Genomic DNA, 18,758 nt, shown 5'->3' on the forward strand with positions numbered 1-18,758 from the left:
CTTTGTGCACTGGAAAATGGGATGTTTACCATCGGTTGGATAATGGGAGCCGGATGAGCTGAGAGGTTCATGTCCGGTTCTGCGAGGGGCTAAGGGTGAAATTCCCTTGGTCTACTCACCCCTATATTCAAACTCATTCAGGCTGGGTATATACCGCATTTGTTATTGATGTGTTCTCACGAGCAATTGTTGGATGGAAAGTATCTACACGGATGAATACAGATATGGTACTCGATGCATTGGAGCAAGCATTGCACGATCGAGGCATGCCAAAGAATGTGATTCATCATTCCGATAGAGGTGTTCAATATCTTTCTATTCGCTATACCAATCGTTTAGAAGCTGCAAATTTACGAGCATCAGTTGGTACAACTGGTGATTCATACGATAATGCTCTGGCTGAAACGGTGAATGGCTTATACAAAACAGAGGTGATTGAATATTTACAAGCAGATTGGCAAGGTTTAGCGGATGTACAACTTGCGACACTAAACTGGGTAGATTGGTTCAATAAAAAGCGTGTACACAGTGCACTGGGTTATGTATCGCCTTTTGAGTTTGAAGCAATGTACTATGATAAGATTAACCCGTTAGGTCAGGTGGCCTAACTTAAATAAAAAAGTCTCCGACAAACCCGGTACGGTTCAGTTTGTGCAACAAAGCCAAATTGAAATATCAAGACTAACAAGAAATTCAAATTGATTACTAATAGAGCGGCTCACGGTGCCCTATCTTTTAGAAAAACGTATCTGCCGATACATTAAACCGCTCAGACAATGCCTTAATATGACGAATATTCAGTTGGCGTTTACCACTTAAAATCTCAGAAATCACAGATTGGGTTGCAACTTCTGCTAAGTCAGACTGACCTAAACCATGTTGCTCCATCAAAAAAGCCAAAGCAGCACGACCATCCCCTTTAGGCATAGGAAGATGCTCATTTTCATAATCAGAAACCAAATCACCAAGCTGATGAATAAGCCCCATTAAAGGATTAGACTCATCATCACCAACGGTATCTAAAAGTTCATCTAAAGCTTCAACAAGTGTATGAAAGTCGTCTTCATTTTCTGGCTTGCTGAGCAATGGTGCAACGTAGTGCCAGTGGTCTACGGCCTGTTTAATCATCGCGTTCATACTAACCTTCCTTCCAATGACCTTTGTCATATTCTTTATGGGACAAGACATGACGAATATACACACGTTTTGCCTGATACATCACGACGGCAATAAGTCGGATCTTGTTCCCGCCAATATCGAATACATGGAACTTTCCAACTTTATCGACAGCTGGAAAGAGCTGTTTCATCTCAGCAAAATCTTTCGGATCGTTTGCCTTTATGGTTCGATACCAACCATCTAATGCCGTTTCAGCCTGTGGCCACTTTTGTATTGCTTCTATAATTCTAGCGTGGGTGATCACATGCATAACATTTTATCGCATTTTGCTATAAATCAAGTATAAACCAATTATCGCATTTTGCAATATTGAAGGGCCAGGATGAATAAAGCGCCAAATGGCGCTTTATTAATTATCAGAGGCTTTGTTGCACAAACCTATCTGTAAAGGCTTTTTCAGCGATATAATTTTCAAATGAAGAAGCCTACACACAAAATCTACCGCACAACCAATTGGCCCGCATATAATCGAGCACTCATGAGTCGCGGAAATATTGCCATTTGGTTTGATCCTGCTACGCTCCATCAAAAGGCAAGCAAGGGCGAAATCAAACCTACTGGTAATCCTCCCATAAATAACCGAAGTTAAAAGTGGTGGAAGTTGAAATCAAAACTGGTTTCTTATATAGGTTGATGACAATAAAAATGTTTAACCTATTTTTACCCGAGTAAAATGTTAGGAACTAAAGATTACTACTGTAATCTTTAGTTACGTAAGTGTCCGCTAGCGAATCCATTTAAATACAAGCTAGTACAATTAAAGAATTAACAAATCTTTCTCGATGTCACTTTCCGCACTCATTTCAGATTCGGCATCTACCCACACTTTGTGTTCTACATCTTGAGTTAAGCTACTCATTCCATGTGTAGGTTTTATACCCATTGCATCAAGTTTTTCCTTTAATGACATAATCATATTTTCACGTTCAATAGACCAACTCGATGCAAAGCATCTCCAGAATGTCCATCCTGCGCGTTCTAAAGCACGTTGACGAGTCATGTCATCATGCCATTGTTCTGGCCCATGATAGCTATCACCATCACATTCAACAGCCAAACGCTGATCACCATCTGACTCAACGACTAAATCGATTCGATAGCTTCCAACTTTAACCTGTGGAGTAACTGTGTAACCCATTTCATGAAGTGTCGTAAATACAGATTTCTCAAACTCCGATTCACACAAGTCTAATTTTGCTTCAAATGATGCTTTTTGATCTTCTTGCAAATCATAAAAATGATTGAGTAAATTCAGCCTTAGATCTTTTGGAGATATATGATCACGATTCACGGAGTGGACAAGATACATCCTTTCACGAGCACGGCTTGCAGCCACGTTAAATCTCTGTTCATGATCAGATCGACTCAAAGCATGACAATTCTCAGGATCTGCTACCATAGATAAGAAAATAATATCTCTTTCTGCACCCTGAAATGCTGAAGCATCTCCACAAGCAAATTGAACCTGAGTAAGAGTTCCTGCGCCAAACTCATTCAAAGCTTCTGATTGAATGAACTCAGCCTGTGCTGGACCTAGCAACGAGATCACGCCAATTGATCTATTCGTATATCGTTCATCTTTAAAAAGTAGCTTCATTTCCTCAATAATTGCTTTCGCTTCTATTCGATTAATATGTTTGCTGTTTTTAGATTCTCTATATCCCTGCGATGTATAAATTGCGACTAAAGCTGGGCTTAACTGCTCAGACTTCTTCGATAGTCGCATTGGCTTAATACGATTACCATAAAAGTTTTTATTGCTGTAACTAATGATCGCAGGATGACAGCGGAAATGCTCTAGAAGCATCACACTTGACTCATAGATAGAAGAAGCCATGTCGTATAAAGACATATCTGGTGTTAAATATGCAGCATGTGGCTGACCATGTAGATAACGATTTCTTAATACATCAATTTGAGCACTTGCTAGACCGACATTACTCGGAGAAACTTGTTTATTATCCCCCACTACTAATAATTTTTTAGCACGCATTAAAACAGGTAATACATCAATTGATGATTGTGATGCCTCATCCACAATCACTAAGTCAAAGAGGCCTAATTCAGCAGGCATAGATTCAGATACCTGAAGATGTGACATGACCCAGCAAGGAATAGCTGCTGTTGCCTCTTTAAGGGCTACTTGAGCATCTTTTCTATAACGTGGAGCATTCTTACCTGTCCCTTTTCCATAGTGTTGTACAGCAATTTTATAACGCTGTAATGCAACTAAAATTTTGTCTGAGGCATTTTCCTTTAATGCCAACCATGTCTTGTTTGCTGCCAATTGAGCGTAATTTTGAGATAGATTCTTCTCGTGAATACGACGGCGCTCATACAAATTTTCAATTTGACTTGTATTACTGATGGCCATTACAAAAATCTCAAGACGTTTCCATTCCCAAGCCTCTAGCAATGTATTAGGTAATACAGGATCTTCAATTTCTTCAGCGTACGGAACTTCCAGAATATCTTTACTAAGAATCAAAGCATTTGTTTTACTCAATCTAATACTGGCGGATTTAACTCTTTCAAAATCTTCAGTTAGATCTTTTAAATGTGATAATTTTTTTAATAAATCAGCATACTCGCCAAGTTCACTTTCATGTAATGAATCGGAATCAATCTGAGATACAATTTTTTTTAACTGATTTGATATTTTATTACCGAACTCTGATAAATAAAGGATTTGATCAGCCAGTTGTTGTTGATAGACTTCTAAATTAAATATTTTTAACTTCTGCCCTAACAATTGAATCAAGTCATCAATATTTTTAGGTAATCCGTAGAAATCAAAAGATTTAGCTCTCTTAAAAACTTTTAAATAATTCGCATTAAATTGATCCAAATATTTATTTTTTAAATCTAGGCATTTTTGGGTTCTACTGATGAGCTGCGTGAACTCTTTTAATATTTCATCGATATTACGATTATTTAACTCAATTAAAGGAATGTCTAATTGTGCGGCAATACTATTCCATTTGCTCATAAAGATATTAAGAGTCTGCTTTCTATCAAGATATTCTTTAAGTCTTTTCCATTCATCTGATGTATCAGGATATTTTCCAGAAACTTTAATCGACTTAAAAAGGTCTTGTAATTCAGCAGTACCAAAATGATACCAATTAAATGGCTTACCTGTATCAACAGCACGTTGAACAGCTTGATATTCTTTTGAGTTTGGTTGTATCTCAAAATTCAGCTCTATGGGATCAATTAGTAGCGTTTTCCTGTATTCCAATAAAGGCTGAACTTCTTGAATAAGGTTACTATAGATATCAAGTTCCATAGCCTTATCTTCTGCATTTATCTTCTTGAAATAGCTCAATAACCATGGTTCTGAATGATCAAGAACAAAGTTTAGATCTTCTAGATAAATCTTTAACCAATCTCTTAGCTCATTAATTTCTGATTCAGAAATAGTTTCCTTGAAATTATGTAGGTCATTTTGCTTTAAGAATTCCTCAATCTCATCTTTTTCTTTTAAGAACTCACTTAATTTCTTCAGACTTGCGGAATCTAACAACTTTTCAGGAGCTGGCAGAGGTCCATAATTTATGTATGGTAAGTTTGTACCTATTTTCTTCCTTGAGTCTCTCAATTGAATCAACTCAATCTGGGAAAAAGGAAACTGGTCTTTTTCCTCCAAAGTTAATTGGTCGGTAAACCACTCGTAAGATGCCCTACTTTCTAATACCGTTTTCACGATATCCATAGGTAATTTTTTATTACCATCTACCTCAATATTCTGATAATGCTTTTCTGCAAAGTTATATATTTCTCGATCAATCAAAGCCATTTCATGATGGTTATGATCTATTTGATGTTTTAGAACTTCGATCGTTTTTCGAACCTCTGCAACATTCATTTGAGTAATTTTTTGCACAATCAAATCGATTGAAGATTCAAGCTGATTTTTACTTTCTTTGCTTGAACCAATGCGACTGACTACTAAAGGCTTTAATTCATCAGGAATCTTTTCATGTACTGTTTTAAGGACATGTGACTGCTGTGCAGTTACCAGTACTTTTTTACCATTCGCCAAATAGTGGCAGATAATATTGGCAATACTATGTGTTTTACCTGTACCTGGTGGACCTTGCACTACTACACCACTGCTGGTTAGCAGATTCTGGACAATAGTAATTTGTTCTTTGTTATAAGGCAGCGGGAAATAAAGCTCTTCAACTTTTGATCCGAATCCTTCAGTACCAGAACGCCCCCTAAAACTATAAGTCTCTTTTTGATTAATATCGCTTTTTAATTCTGTCACTAACGATAAAGGTTGTTCAGGTATAGCCACTGAAGGGTCATTAAGTTTAGTTTTTAATAACTCAATGTCATCACTTAAAATAGAATTCCTTTTAGGACGACTAAACAATACTGATGTTAATGTCACCGCTAGACTTTTAGATGGTATAGCCCTATTTTCTACCTCAACAATTGCTCCTTTTGAAAAAATATTCGCGACGAAGGCATCAACTAGATCAGAGTAAGTTTCGCCTTCAAATAGGCGTAATGAGCGACCATTATTTAAGTTTTCTTTTAAAGCTAATTTTACTTGTCCTGAAGTAGGCAGATCATCCTCTAATAAGATGGCATCCATTTCTATATTGGCACGTGTATCTTTGGCACCTACACGTATTAATCCATTTTTTTCTATCTCCATTTCTAACGGGATAGTCATAAGAGGATATGAATAAGATTTTTGAGTCGTTGGAAGTACCCAGTCAACTAAGCCAAAGCCTGCAACAATTTCTTCACCATCACCTGTTCCACCTAAATTAATCGCTGTATTCCATGAGAATAATTTGTCGTAAACAGCAATAGATTTTTTAATCTCATCGTTATTTTGTTTCCAATCTTCCCAAATATTTTGATAGCTTTCGAATTCTTTGAACAGCTCCTGAAGTATGTCAATTTTAGTAATCAAATCACATGCCACGCTACTGTAGGGCAAGCGGAATTGATGAACTTTTTTGAAAGATACAATCTTATTTAAACTAGAAAAATTAACAGTGGGTTCTTTTTCGGCATCTACATGAATGTAGGAAGAGAGTATTTCAGATGGTTTCGGCATCGATTGAAGCTGTAATCGTTCAATTTGGAACCACCAATCGTCATCATTCAGAATTTTTAAGCCACGAAGTTTTTCTAGATCATGAGAATAAAATCTATTACCACTCATTTCATATTGAATTTTTTGAGTATCCTCAGCTTGATGAGATACATAATCCAACAATTGAATCAGTTTATTTTTAACAATATCATTTAATTCAAGTTCAGAGTTCATCATTGGTCTTTCTAATTTTTTAACTGACGGAATTATAGCTAAAGACCAGCAAAAGGCTTCATCTTGTGAAAATATATCTTGATTTTGATATAAAAAAGCATTCACTTCTTTCTTTTCAATACCAAGAGTTTTGGCAATTTCTCTAGCAGTAAGTTTGGGCTGTTTAACCAAAATAGCTGTTATTAAATCCTTCATGTGATTCATATTTCCTAATCATTTCAAAAGCTTTTCTCTTTAACTGATTTATACAGAATCAACTCAATCCACCCCTAGCCCTTTAAACACAGCATCTACCGGATCTGCATAGAAGCTGGTCTGGAACTTGGTAAACAGTTCCACAGGAATCGTTGGGATATCTGCCGCACTACTCATTGGCAAAGCAACCTTCTTGGCACCCGCATCAAAAGCAACTTGCAGACATTCGGCAATACTCTCCACCGGTGTCACAGAACCACCCAAGCTCATATCACCCAGTACCACCATCTGACTTTGTATTGGACGTCCTAATAGGCCAGATGCGAAAGCCACTAAACTTGGTAAGGCAAGATGGCTGAGCGGCCCGGTATTCTGTAATTCAACCACATGTAAGTGGAAGTCATGTTCCAGCACCTTACTGCCACCCGATATTCTGGATGCATTGGCCTTGAAGTAATCAAAAGCAATTTTGACCTGCTCTTTGGCACTGCTTGAATTCCATAAGCCTGATGTCGCCAATTTTCCTGAACCTTTGGTCACTTGAAGTTCTAAGCGGTATAACCCCGGCATGCCTTTATTACTGAGCCCGATGGTATATAAGAAACCTGGCTTGGCTGGCCCTTCGGGAATCAGTCCGCCACCACCCTGCTCTTTGACTGAGACAAAATGTTCTTCGAGCGTCTCATTATCAATGTAGCTGAAATGAACATCATAGAATTCCATGCCACCAATTTTCTTCAGCTGCTCTTTGACCCGACGGCGTACCTGCAGCGCATATTCCAGACACTGGCGTACATCTTCTTTATTAAACTGACCGTGTGGGTAGAGCAACTTCATCAATCCAGAAACCGTCTTGCGAACGGCAATCACATCACGCTGATTCAAGTTATTTCCGAGTTTGAAGTACTTCTCAATGGCATCCACAAAACTACGCTTACGCATTTCCCTGAAGAATTCAGCTAGATAATCAACGATTAGACCATAACGGTTGGTGAAGAACTCCGGACGCATTTTTGGAATTTCCCAACCTGGGATATAGGCATGAAAACGATCGAAGAATGCCGAATCGATCATTGCTTCAGGGAACGGCGCCAAGAGATGGCTGGTTTTAACCAGAGATTCAACGCTTTGGTTAATGTTACCCACAAAAACCATCGAAGCAGAGGCTTCCATCTGTTCCCGGCCACGCGCAAAAGATCCTGAGGCCATGTAGTCTTTCATGATCTGTACGCCATCTTTGTCCTTAAAGGAAATACCGGCAACTTCATCAAAGGCCACCACATCCCAAAGACCAACCAGACCAATACGGCGGCTACTCATGTTATAGAACAGGTTGGCCACGGTGGTTTGCCCACCAGAGACTAAAATACTATTCGGTGAACACTCTTTGTAAATATGGCTTTTCCCGGTACCGCGTGGTCCCAGTTCACAGACGTTATAGTTATTTTCAACGAACGGAACCATACGCGCTAATAGGTGCCATTGCACGTCCTCTTTTAGCGAAGCCGGTTCCATGCCGATCGAACGAATTAAACTCTCGCGCCACTGATCAGTGCTTAATGCTGCTCTGCCACTGAAGAGTTCATCCATATTCATATTCGGCATTTGAATCGGCTTGAGTAAGCTCACCCCAAATGGAGAATTGGTTTGTCCTTCTTCAAAATAATAACTGAGCGTAGCAATGACCCAGATACCACCAACAAGTAATTTTTCATACTCTTTGACGATGCCTGCTGAGATTTCGGCATCTTTGATGCCCAGATTACTAAATGATGCTTCGTATTTGTCCTTACGCTCATTCAGCTTTACGGTCACCCGATCAATGACCTTATAACTGCCCCGTTCACGAACCAGGGATTTCACCTTCTCAGCTTCATCAGGTCGTACATAGTTCTCTGCTAGAACCGTCTTTACGTTACGTAGTCCCTGCTCAATGATCTCTGGATCATCCGAGGCACAGTACATTCCCAGCAGGTATTCGAGTACATAGACCGGGACATTGGCCCCTTCTTTGATCAGTTTAGTCAGATCCTTACGTACCACCCGCCCAGCAAAGTGTTCATTCAGCAGCTGATCCAGTTCTTTATCGTTAGCAGATTCCATGTAGGCTACGCTCTATCGTTAATTCGTTATTAGAAGAAGTCATCGGTAAATGCCAAATCAATGGTGACCTTATAGCGTTGCATCTCGATATTCAGGTCTTTGTCCTTCAGTACCAGGAAGTAATCTTTCTTACGGTCAAAATCAGTGCCAGACAATGACAGTCTGACCTGTTTGACCCGATCGGCAACAGAATCGGTAGTGCTATCAAAAGTCAAAGTTTCTTCACTGGAAACTTTAAGATCCCCATCATAAATGGCAATCGATAAAGTCACTGGCATGACAAGCTCACTGACAGCTTCAGTTTGCATCAAATCAAACTTCTGGATGTTATTGACCATCTTCAGCGTGGATTTGGTAGAAATGACCTCAACTTTACGCTTGGTCCGCTGTCCAGCCTTTTCACCACGTAGCTGTTTTACAGTCAGTACCGGCACCACAATTTCCTGAGGCATGATGCCGCCATGCACAAAACGTGAGCCTCCTACAAAATGGAAACGGTTCGCCCCTTTTGGAATCCAGAAATCAGTCGCAGATAGTGTGCCTGCCGTAGCTTGGGTTGAGCCTTTCCATGCTTCCTTGCTCTCTGGTAAACCATGCCCAATCACATAGCGTTTTTTGCTCTTCAATGTATTGGTCGGTTTTTCAGTCAAGCTTGAACGATCCGCAGATTCTAGTTTACTTTGCTGGAACAGGAAGCCATGGTCGGCTGTAATCAACAGGGTGGAAATATTGAAGTGCATTAAGATTTTGCGGCTGAGTTCCGTCAGCTCTTCAATGGCATGTTCTACCGCCATAAAGGTTTCTGATTCTGTCGAGGCGCTGTCACCGCGTGCATCAATCACGTTGTGATAAACGTAAATCAGCTCATAGTCTTTCAGCGCTTCACGGCCTTCATCACGCGACCAGCCTTTTACCATTTCAGCGGTTACTGCCAATCCATTATAGGCAGCCAGAATTTTGGATCGTGCTGCAGTCCCTTTGCTGGACTGTCCATCTACTAAAACATCATCCCCTGCGGCATCTTTGTATTCCAAAGTCTGATGCGGCAACAACGAGGCCATGCCAAGTGTGGTGTAACTTGGGACAACACCCAGCTGTGAAGACAAGGTCGCTTCAGAATAACGCTTTTCATTGATACGATCACGCAACTCTACCGCAGCTTCATAACGGAAAGCATCACTGATAATTACCACAATACGGCGTTTCGTTGCAGAATTGAGTAAGGGTCTGACGTGGGTATCGTAGAAGTTCTGCTGATTTGGGATATCTGCCATTTTCCAGACATCCAACCGTCGCTCTGCTTCAATCCGTTCTCCCCAGTTCCGTGCCAGGTGATCGATAAACCAGTAGGAATAGCAATTTTCGACTTCTTCATCAAGTTTTTTTAGGATATCCACATGGGCACATTGAGAGGCTGCGCTGTAATGGCGATAGGCCATATCAAAGCGATACAGCTCCTGCTCATAGGCTTTATACAATGCTTCGCTGGAATCGAAATAGAAACCGGCATCAAACTGCAGTCGCAGGCTGAACAGGTCAATGGCTGCCTGTAAAGCCGTATAGACGGTACGATATCGACGGCGTGTCGCATCATCCTTATGTTTGGAAGCCCAGTAGCCGTCCAGACGGGTAGAAATAATCGTTCTGAAACGTTCCAGTTCAGCTTTTGCTGCTGCAGGGAGATGACTGGCCAGATCGACAATGATTTTCTGTTCAATCACTTCAAAGGTCATGACATCGAGTAGCTGCTCCAGATCAAAAGCCCCGACCTTTTCTTGGATCCGCAGTGCATTGGCCACGGTCTGGGAGAGTGTATCGAAGGTTGGGTAGTATTTGGAACTGTCTCTCCAGCGCGACAAAAAGGCTCTAGCTGTTGCACGGGAGCTGACGGATGACATCACCAGTTCCTGAGCCCATAGCGGTATATCGCCCAGGCTTTCACAGAAACCTGTAGTCATCAAACGGATAAAGAACGTACCGAGCTTGAATGGCGCTTCCCCATTCAATTCTTCAACCGATGCTGGATAACCAATTTCCGCCTGTACTGCTGTGACTAAAGCTGGCACCAGTTGGAACTTTTCCAGTTCAGCAAAGGAGTCTGGATTTACTTCCAGACTCAGATTCTGCTGTACCATTTCATCTGCCAGTGCCAGAACGATATGCATAAGTTCGGCACTGTCAGCCTTGACCACAGCCGCAATCATGGCCATATCCAGATCCTGTGCATCTGCATCAGGCTGGATATAGCGTTTCAATGTACTCAGACGGGCTTTGGCTTTGAGGAATTCTTCACGTTTGGCCAGATGTTCTCTTAGACTCTGCTGCTGTAAACCCAGCTCATTGAAGATAATTGAGAAACGATCGGCATAAAAGATACGTGAATACAGCTTGATGTCCAGTAACCAGTCTTTTTCGGTTTCAGGCTCAGCACTGGGGAAATACAGCAAGTATTTACCCTGCTGATCCTCAAGTTCCAGTTTAAGCTTGATCGCCAAACTCGACTCTTCAGCCATATTCAAAATCTGGACATCATTTAGCTTTAGGGCTTTGATTTCTTCAGTAAATGAATGCTCTGCATCGTACCAAAAGACAATTCGGTGCTGTTCAGTATAAAAGGCTTGTTCCAGGCCTTGCTGTAGTTGACTTAAGTTCATGCAACCACCTCTGCATGATCTAGTGTGGAAGAAAAGCTATTCATCACTTCTCCCCCGTCACTGCTTTAACTTCAGCCAACAAGTCCCCAAACTTACCGTAGTTCACTTTCACCCCATCATCTAGATCCAGCGAAATACGCTGATCAGCATAGTGACGCAGTTTTTCCTCAAAGCTACTGAGTTCGGCCTGTTGCTTGTGCAAGTTTTGCAGTTCTTTCTCTTTACGTTTGATTTCAGCAGCAGAATCACTGTTTTCTATTTCACTTTGCAAAGAGTTCACCATCGCTACCATTTTAGAAATCAGTGGCATGACGTATTCAGTACGCATACGTGCCAAAGTACTTTCGTTATAGCGGTGTAAATAGACAAGGGCTTGGAAAGCACCCTGTTTACCACTGCTAAATAACCAGTAGATCGGACGCTTTTTATAGGTTTGCATGTGGTCTTTATAGAATTTACTAGCAAGATAACGACGGATTGTATCTTCCGCGGTTTCACTGGCTTTTTTATCCAAACTTTCTGCCAACCACAGCATATTAGCGTCTAATTTGTCTTTACCCCAAACCGCAGTTAAGAACTCTTGGATACGATGTGTTGCGTCATCTTCAAACCAGTGCATTTCTGTCAGTGGAATAATACCGTCAGCATCGGCAGGGAATTTTTTATAACGGCTGGCATCAAAGTCTTGATTGCCTGCATGGGCATAAATCAGACCTGATTCATCTAGGCTATAACGCCCCATCATGCAACCAACGGCGTAAGAGACTAAACGCTGGCTGTCTTTTTCACGGTCGGCACGGGTTAAAGTAATTTGCTCATCAGGAACATCTGGCGTTAATTCATCCTGTAAACCATAAGCATCGATAAACAGCTTGTTGTTTTCTTCTTCCAGACGTTTCATTTCAGCCACAGCGTCAGCATTTTGTTGCTGCCATGTATTAAACGCTTGTTCTAGATTTGACTGTTGAGTACGAATAATTGGGTTTTCAGTAAAGTCCCATGATGTTTCGTAAGAGTCCCAATCCTCTTTAGCAATCATTTTCAATGATTGTACAACTGATGATTTTTCTTTTGGAATTTCATCTATAAAAGGCAATCTTGCAATATCGCCTGAGTTAAAATTCAATGTTGGATTTAAGACCTTAATAAAGTGAAAAGCCACATTAGAGTTTAGAAAACCAGCAACAAAATTTAAATTTTCTTGTCTAGGGAATGCTGAAGGCCCTGCAACATCAAAGGTGAAACCTTTTCCATTTATTCTAGCACTAAAAATTCCAGAACCAATTAGTGACCAACTAACGCTTGGTTGAAAATAAAAAGAGATATTCTTAATTGTTCTGGTAGGGCTACCATATAACTGAGCAGCATATCCTAGAATTTCTTCACCACCATTGTACCAATTCACAACATGTAGGTTATTTCCGTACCATCTCCGGAATTCACCACCTTTATTATGGGGGAACCATTTACATAATGATTTTTTAGCCTCATTATTATCATTACTATCCAATTTAATATTTTTATAGCTTATCTCATACCAAAATCTTATAAATCTGTTTACATCTGAAGTTGCCATTCCTTGCCGAGGTTCAGCTACATTTTGAATCGTTTCCGATTTTTCAAAAATTTTAAATGAATTATTTGATAACCAATAAGCAATAGGACTACCCGGTATTTTCTTAAACTCATCTGATTTAGTCTGTACATTACGTTCATTTAAACTAGGGAATTTTTGAGGAACTCCTTCTTCGTCTAATTCGAAATATCTAAAACAGTCAAAATCACCGATCAAATTATCTATTTTGTATTTTTGTAAAATACTAATTGAGATACCAAAGTTAATACCCATTGCTGTCGGACCTTTACCATCATAAGGCAATTGGATCAGACTTACGAGAGAGTGGTTAGAAATTAACTTTTTACGCATCACTTCGTACGATGATAAGAACATCCAACTTTGCATGGTAACCATACTATTAAAGCCACTGTCTTTACACCATGCAAAACCACGCTCAACAAACATGGCAAACAGGTCCGACTTACTGTCAGGGAATTTCTTTTTGGCAAAATCTTTTAAAACTATATTCATGCCATTCCCCCCCATATATGGCGGGTTGGCAATTACAGCATCATATTGTTTAGCCAGTAATTTAGCCTGTTGGGCTAAAGGTAATAGCTCCTGCGCTGACTGCTGCGCAAAAATATCCCCTGATTCTAAAGCTGTGTTTAGCTTACTTTCTAATTCAGGTAGCTTTTGAGAGAATGTTGCTGGTACCTGAATCAAAGAACCAAAGGTTGAAGAGTGTTCAAATAATTCCAGCAGTTCTTTTAAATCCGCCTGCGCAATACCAGTGTTTGCCAAGTCCTGACTGAATGCATCCAAACGTTCTGGCTGACTATCTTGCAGTGCAATAATATTCAGCTTCGGTGGATTACTAAATAAACGGCGGTCATCTTCACGCGCTTTCATTAATAGTGCAAAGCTAGAGAGCTGTGCTGCACGGGTATCAATATCAATCCCGTACAAGTTCTTTTCCAGAATCAAACGTGGAATATCACGGCTACGGTAACCACGTTCTAAATAAATCGCTTTGAGGCAATCATAAGCTTCCACCAGAATATGCCCCGAACCACAGGCCGGATCCAGTACCGTAATGCTTTCAGGGTTTAAGCTATCGCCATCTTCACTGATCCGTACATCAATCAGCTGTTTTAACTGTGCATTGACTTCATCGCTTTGCTCAGCCGGCTGAATATAGTATTCCCACCCACTGGCAAGCATACTTTCTGGCTGTGCCATCATCCATAGACGACCAACACTGTTTTGCACCAAATACTTCACAATCCAGTTTGGGGTGAAGAGTTGTGTCGCGGCAGGAATATCTTCACTCTTGACGACTTTACCAATCACCTGATCTTTCTTTTCAGAAATATAGAACTGATACAGCCAGCCAATAATCTGTACATCCGACCAGTCTTCTTCCGGAATACTGGTCACTAAATCACGTATCAAAGAGTCGGTTTTGGTAAGATTATCCGGTAACAGTAGTTCAGACTCATCAGAAACCTGTTCAAACAAGAGTGGCATCACCTGATTCAACGCATGACACTGCGCCAGTAATAGCTCCCGATACAGTTCTTCGTCTTTATTGCCATCCAGTTTGAGTTCAGCCACACGGCTTGCATCTAAACCCGGTAGGTCAATATCCAGACATTCTTCCAAAATCTGTGGCAAGCCTGCACTACCATCGGCACTACTGAGTACACGGCGACCATGATCCAGTAAGCCTTTGCACTCCATGTAACGAATCGCACAGAGACGGTTAAACCAGCTATAAGCGATATAATCAATCGTCTGCTCAAAACTGCTGGTTTGAATGCGTTTGATCAGCTTGTCACGTGGTTTCATGACGGATAGCGGAAAAACCTGATCGCCAATCAGCAGCAAGTCGCCTTTCTGTTCTGCCGGTAAAATGCGGTCTGCGGTGATGCCATATTTGGCCGCCTGCTTGCGCATCGCTGCGATAAAATCATTGCGTGCTTGCGGTGCGTATTTTTTAATATTACTGGTATTCATTTAAAAACCTTCAATTGATTGCTGATGCCGTATAGATCGCTAAGCTGAGTTAGCGAATACGCACACGCTTTTTGTCACCCACGATTTTCTTCAGTTCAACTTTGAGTGCGTCTACAAACTGATCCACAGACTCTTCCGTTTCCAGATAGACACTGCTAGAGGTTTTGTTGTAAATGCTGGCGACATCGACTTCCACCACCGGTTTCGGCGGCACTACGGCGATCACGGGCTTTACCGGACTCACAGCAGCTGCTACTGGGCTGGCGGTGGTTGCTGTGCTGGTTACGCTCTCTGCTTTGCTCTGAGCCAGTTGTGCCGCTTTGGCCTGACGCTGAATTTCAGTCTGAACTTCTCGTTCCAGCTCATACAAGGCTTCATCAAAACGCTCGACGGCGGTTTGGGTTTGCAGCATGTAAATGGTGGACAGGCTGCTTTCCACTTCAATATCCGCTTTGAGCAATTGCAGCGGACGCAGTAGCTTGTTACTCAGCTCAGCTGTAGCAATGCCGCTGTTCTTGATTTCAGCTTCCAGCTGTTTGATCTTGTCATCCAGCTGCTCTAGCGCCTGACTGCGTTTTTCAGTTAGTAAGCGTTGATTGACACTTTCCACGGTGCGAACCAAATCAGCGATTTTATTTAACAGGCCGTAGGGCGATTCAAGGGTGGATATACGATGTAATTCAGAGAGGGCTTTCTTTGCCACCTCATCACTGCCCAATGCCTGTTTATTTTTCTCAAAATGACGTAAGGCCTGTTGCAGTTGCTGCCAGCTCGGCATCTGGTTAGTGAAGAACTCATGAATATCACGATAGTCTTCTTCCAGATCCAGATAGTCGTCCTTGTTCTCGACCACGGCCTTAAAGAAATCAAAGCTGTCGCTATTCGCCAGCAAACGCTCCAAAGCCAGAATCGATTTTTCAATCACTTTCTTGCCCGGGAACTGCCCAACATCAGTTTTACTCTTATACGATTTAAAGTTGGCTAACCAATTTTTAAAATGTTGGGTATAGAATTCAAACAGCTCTTTTTCGGTCGAGGGTCCCATTACCGAGAATAGATCCTGAGTAAGCTGACGCGCCTGTTTTAATACTTGATCGTCAGTCTGGCGTTTTTTCATGATTGTAACATCACGACGACGGCGGCTGTTCTGTAAAGGCTCAAAGGCATCCTTTAACTGCAATGTTGCACCTAGCTGTAGTGAAATCCGACCCATTGCAGCCAGCTGACCTACCAGTAGTAAAATCTCGGCATCTGGCCAGCCATAAGGACGTTTGGCAAAACGATCCACCACATCTGACACCAGAATACGTTCTGTACCTGTTGCCCGTAGCGCAATGTACTGTTCCACTTCTTGTAGTGCTTTCGGGTTCGTCTGCCCGCCATCCAGAGACAATCCGAGCTGCGCCATATCATCCACAGTCAAGACGGCGTTCAGTTCACGCCAAGCATCCTGCTGATAGACCTGCAGATAGCTCAGTTTGGTATAGGTGTTTTCCAGCAAATAACGACAGGCCTCATCCAGCTTGGTGGTTGGACTTGAAGATGAAAGTTGTAGATGTTGACCCAAGGCATAACTTTCCGCGTCCAGCAACATTTCTTCGACCCGGGCACGCAGGCGTTTTTTACGCTCCTGATTCTCACGGCCACGGTCTGCCAGAATACGGGTGATATCGGACTGAGTGCCATCATCATTTAAACGGATGAATTTATTGGTTTTCAGCCAGGTGCGCAGTTCATTAAAGAACTGTTTATCGTCTGCCAGTTTAAACAGCACTTGTCCTTCAGCCTGAGTACTTTTACCAATACAGTAAGCTTCAGTGTAGAGGTTGTATTCCGTATCCAGTGGAGAAATGATTTCAACTTTCAAATCGCTCTCATACTTGCCATCCAGGCTATGGCTATCTAGGAAACGACCAATCTGATAGTCCATCTTGTTGGCTTGATGGCGGTATTTGTTCTGATCGCGCAGTAAATCTTTAAAGATCAGATTGGCTAACTCTTTATTTTCTTCTGAAGCTGCTAAATCAGTGGCTTTAATTTTGCGGGTAATGTCCCGCTCTTCATTGGTCAGGAACAGGAACTCATCGCCATTGCGGGTAATCAGGCTCTCTTTTTCCAGACGCTGCAGGCTCTCTTCAATCCGCTTGCGCAATGCCAGCTTATCTTCATCAATTTTCTCAATCGACAAAGTCACCAGGTTATCCAGCGTACCTTTGATGATATCGACATAGCGGATCATGAACAGGGTACGCAACATCTGCACATCAAAACCATCCAGGGTCTTATTCTGCCCTGCCTGGTCGATGGTACGCTTCACTGCAGTATCCAGGAAGCCTTCAACTGAAGTATAGAAGCGGTGGAAAGGAACCAGTGCCCCGACTTCATCTGTGGCAATCGCATTCGCGGCCATCTGGAACGCATCCAGCATGGACCGTTCACCATAGGCCAAGTGTGCACCGGTCGCACCGACTTTACGGATTTCTTCAAATACTTTTTGCACCAGCTGGAAATGGTACGGCGCAAAAGGATAGTTATGAATAAAACTTTCTGGCCCCTCATAGTTCTTGAGGGTTGGACCTGAACGGTCAAAGGTAATCTGATTTTTTAAGATATCGCCCTTTTGCTCAAACACCGATCTGAGCAATGCTTCTGCTTCTGGGGTTTTGCGTAATAAACGTTTCTGGATGACTTCATCGGTATTGGAACTGGACAGTGATAAACGGGTTTTAAAACGTCCAGCAATCTTGGAGAAGTCATTGGCTTTGGAAGAAGACATCTCACCTAAAACAGCATCGATGTCTGCCTGTGAGGTGACGATAATCCAAGCGCGGCCTTTACAGATCGTACCCAGGTTTTCAGTAATGGTTTGCAATGTCAGCATCAAGCGGGTATCGCTGCCAATAAACTGCCCCACTTCATCGACCAAGAACAACATGCGTTGCTGGGGTCCTTTGCTGTCCAGGTATTCTTTCACCCACTGACAGAAGTTTTCAACCGAAACACTAAAGGTCTGCTCAGAATCCTCAAACCATTTATGCGCAGCTTCTGCTGATAAGTTGAGGGCTTGGGAAATCGCGGTTTCGACATCATCCTGATAGAACTGATAGCCATCACGTTCTTCTAGCCAAGACATGCCGCTAGATTCTTCAAAAGCCTGTTTAAAGCGCTCATACACCCCTTTCTGGCTCAGGTGACGTTCCATATGTGCAATATGTGGATGGTCAGCACTAAAACCCTGATACTCGTTAAACACGCGTAAAAACACATTCAGAATCGGATTGCCGTCATCATTGGAGCTGGCTTTACTGTCGATGTTAAATAGGATGACATCGGCATGATGACTAACCGCTTTACCAATATCCGCACGGATAAACGCATCCCGGATTTTGCTTTCATCAAAGAATTCTGCAGCACTGCGTTCGTTACCTTCCGCATCACGTGCCACTTTATTGGCCAGAATATACGACAAGGTTTTCAGAAAATGCGATTTACCTGAACCAAAGAAGCCAGAAATCCACACGCCGACACGATTGGCAATCGAAGGGTCGCTGAGGTCTGTACCATAGGACTGGAAAAAGTCACGAAAATGCTTTTCCAGCTCATTGGTGACCACGTACTCATCCAGCTCCTGGTAAACCGTGGCATTATCATCCTGATCTGCCTTCACCACCCCGTTAATTGCACGATCTAATGGCTTGTAAAAAAGTTCTTTAATATTCATCTCAATCAATTCCCCGAATTTTTATGGTTATTTGTC

The 18,758-nt window shown here is 41.9% G+C and carries 7 protein-coding genes and 2 pseudogenes; 2 read left to right on the forward strand and 7 right to left on the reverse strand.

Annotation, left to right across the window (positions count from 1 at the left end; translation table 11 throughout):
* Window positions 1-122 precede the first annotated feature (122 nt).
* Window positions 123-608: pseudogene (locus tag FTV09_RS11050) on the forward strand (IS3 family transposase); the annotation flags it as partial.
* Between the two features lie 127 nt (window positions 609-735).
* Here FTV09_RS11050 and FTV09_RS11055 read toward each other — a convergent pair.
* Both FTV09_RS11055 and FTV09_RS11060 read right to left on the reverse strand, forming a co-directional pair.
* Window positions 736-1,137 (reverse strand): type II toxin-antitoxin system HigA family antitoxin, encoded by a 402-nt coding sequence (locus FTV09_RS11055; RefSeq protein WP_035268402.1) that lies wholly within the window; start codon window positions 1,135-1,137, stop codon window positions 736-738.
* 1 nt (window position 1,138) lies between these two features.
* Complete coding sequence (locus tag FTV09_RS11060; protein ID WP_035268404.1) at window positions 1,139-1,429, reverse strand: type II toxin-antitoxin system HigB family toxin; 291 nt, start codon at window positions 1,427-1,429, stop codon at window positions 1,139-1,141.
* Window positions 1,430-1,594: 165 nt separating this feature from the next.
* Here FTV09_RS11060 and FTV09_RS11065 point away from each other — a divergent pair.
* Window positions 1,595-1,737 (forward strand): annotated as a pseudogene (locus tag FTV09_RS11065) (IS5/IS1182 family transposase); the annotation flags it as partial.
* A gap of 199 nt (window positions 1,738-1,936) precedes the next feature.
* Here FTV09_RS11065 and FTV09_RS11070 read toward each other — a convergent pair.
* From FTV09_RS11070 to brxC, 5 genes are all read right to left on the reverse strand, one after another.
* On the reverse strand, window positions 1,937-6,667 hold the full coding sequence (locus FTV09_RS11070; protein WP_180058339.1) for an AAA domain-containing protein: 4,731 nt from the start codon (window positions 6,665-6,667) through the stop codon (window positions 1,937-1,939).
* 63 nt (window positions 6,668-6,730) lie between these two features.
* Entirely contained in the window at window positions 6,731-8,770 is a 2,040-nt protein-coding gene (gene brxL / locus FTV09_RS11075; protein WP_180058340.1) for a protease Lon-related BREX system protein BrxL, read from the reverse strand.
* A 29-nt stretch (window positions 8,771-8,799) separates the two neighbouring features.
* Window positions 8,800-11,424: a BREX-1 system phosphatase PglZ type A gene (gene pglZ, locus FTV09_RS11080; RefSeq protein WP_180058341.1), complete on the reverse strand. Its 2,625-nt coding sequence runs from the start codon at window positions 11,422-11,424 to the stop codon at window positions 8,800-8,802.
* A gap of 43 nt (window positions 11,425-11,467) precedes the next feature.
* On the reverse strand, window positions 11,468-15,001 hold the full coding sequence (gene pglX / locus FTV09_RS11085; RefSeq protein ID WP_180058342.1) for a BREX-1 system adenine-specific DNA-methyltransferase PglX: 3,534 nt from the start codon (window positions 14,999-15,001) through the stop codon (window positions 11,468-11,470).
* Between the two features lie 49 nt (window positions 15,002-15,050).
* A complete protein-coding gene (gene brxC, locus FTV09_RS11090; RefSeq protein ID WP_180058343.1) occupies window positions 15,051-18,722 on the reverse strand; it encodes a BREX system P-loop protein BrxC in 3,672 nt (1,223 codons plus the stop codon).
* Window positions 18,723-18,758 lie beyond the last annotated feature (36 nt).

This window comes from Acinetobacter sp. YH12227, assembly GCF_013417785.1.
Taxonomy (GTDB): domain Bacteria; phylum Pseudomonadota; class Gammaproteobacteria; order Pseudomonadales; family Moraxellaceae; genus Acinetobacter; species Acinetobacter gandensis.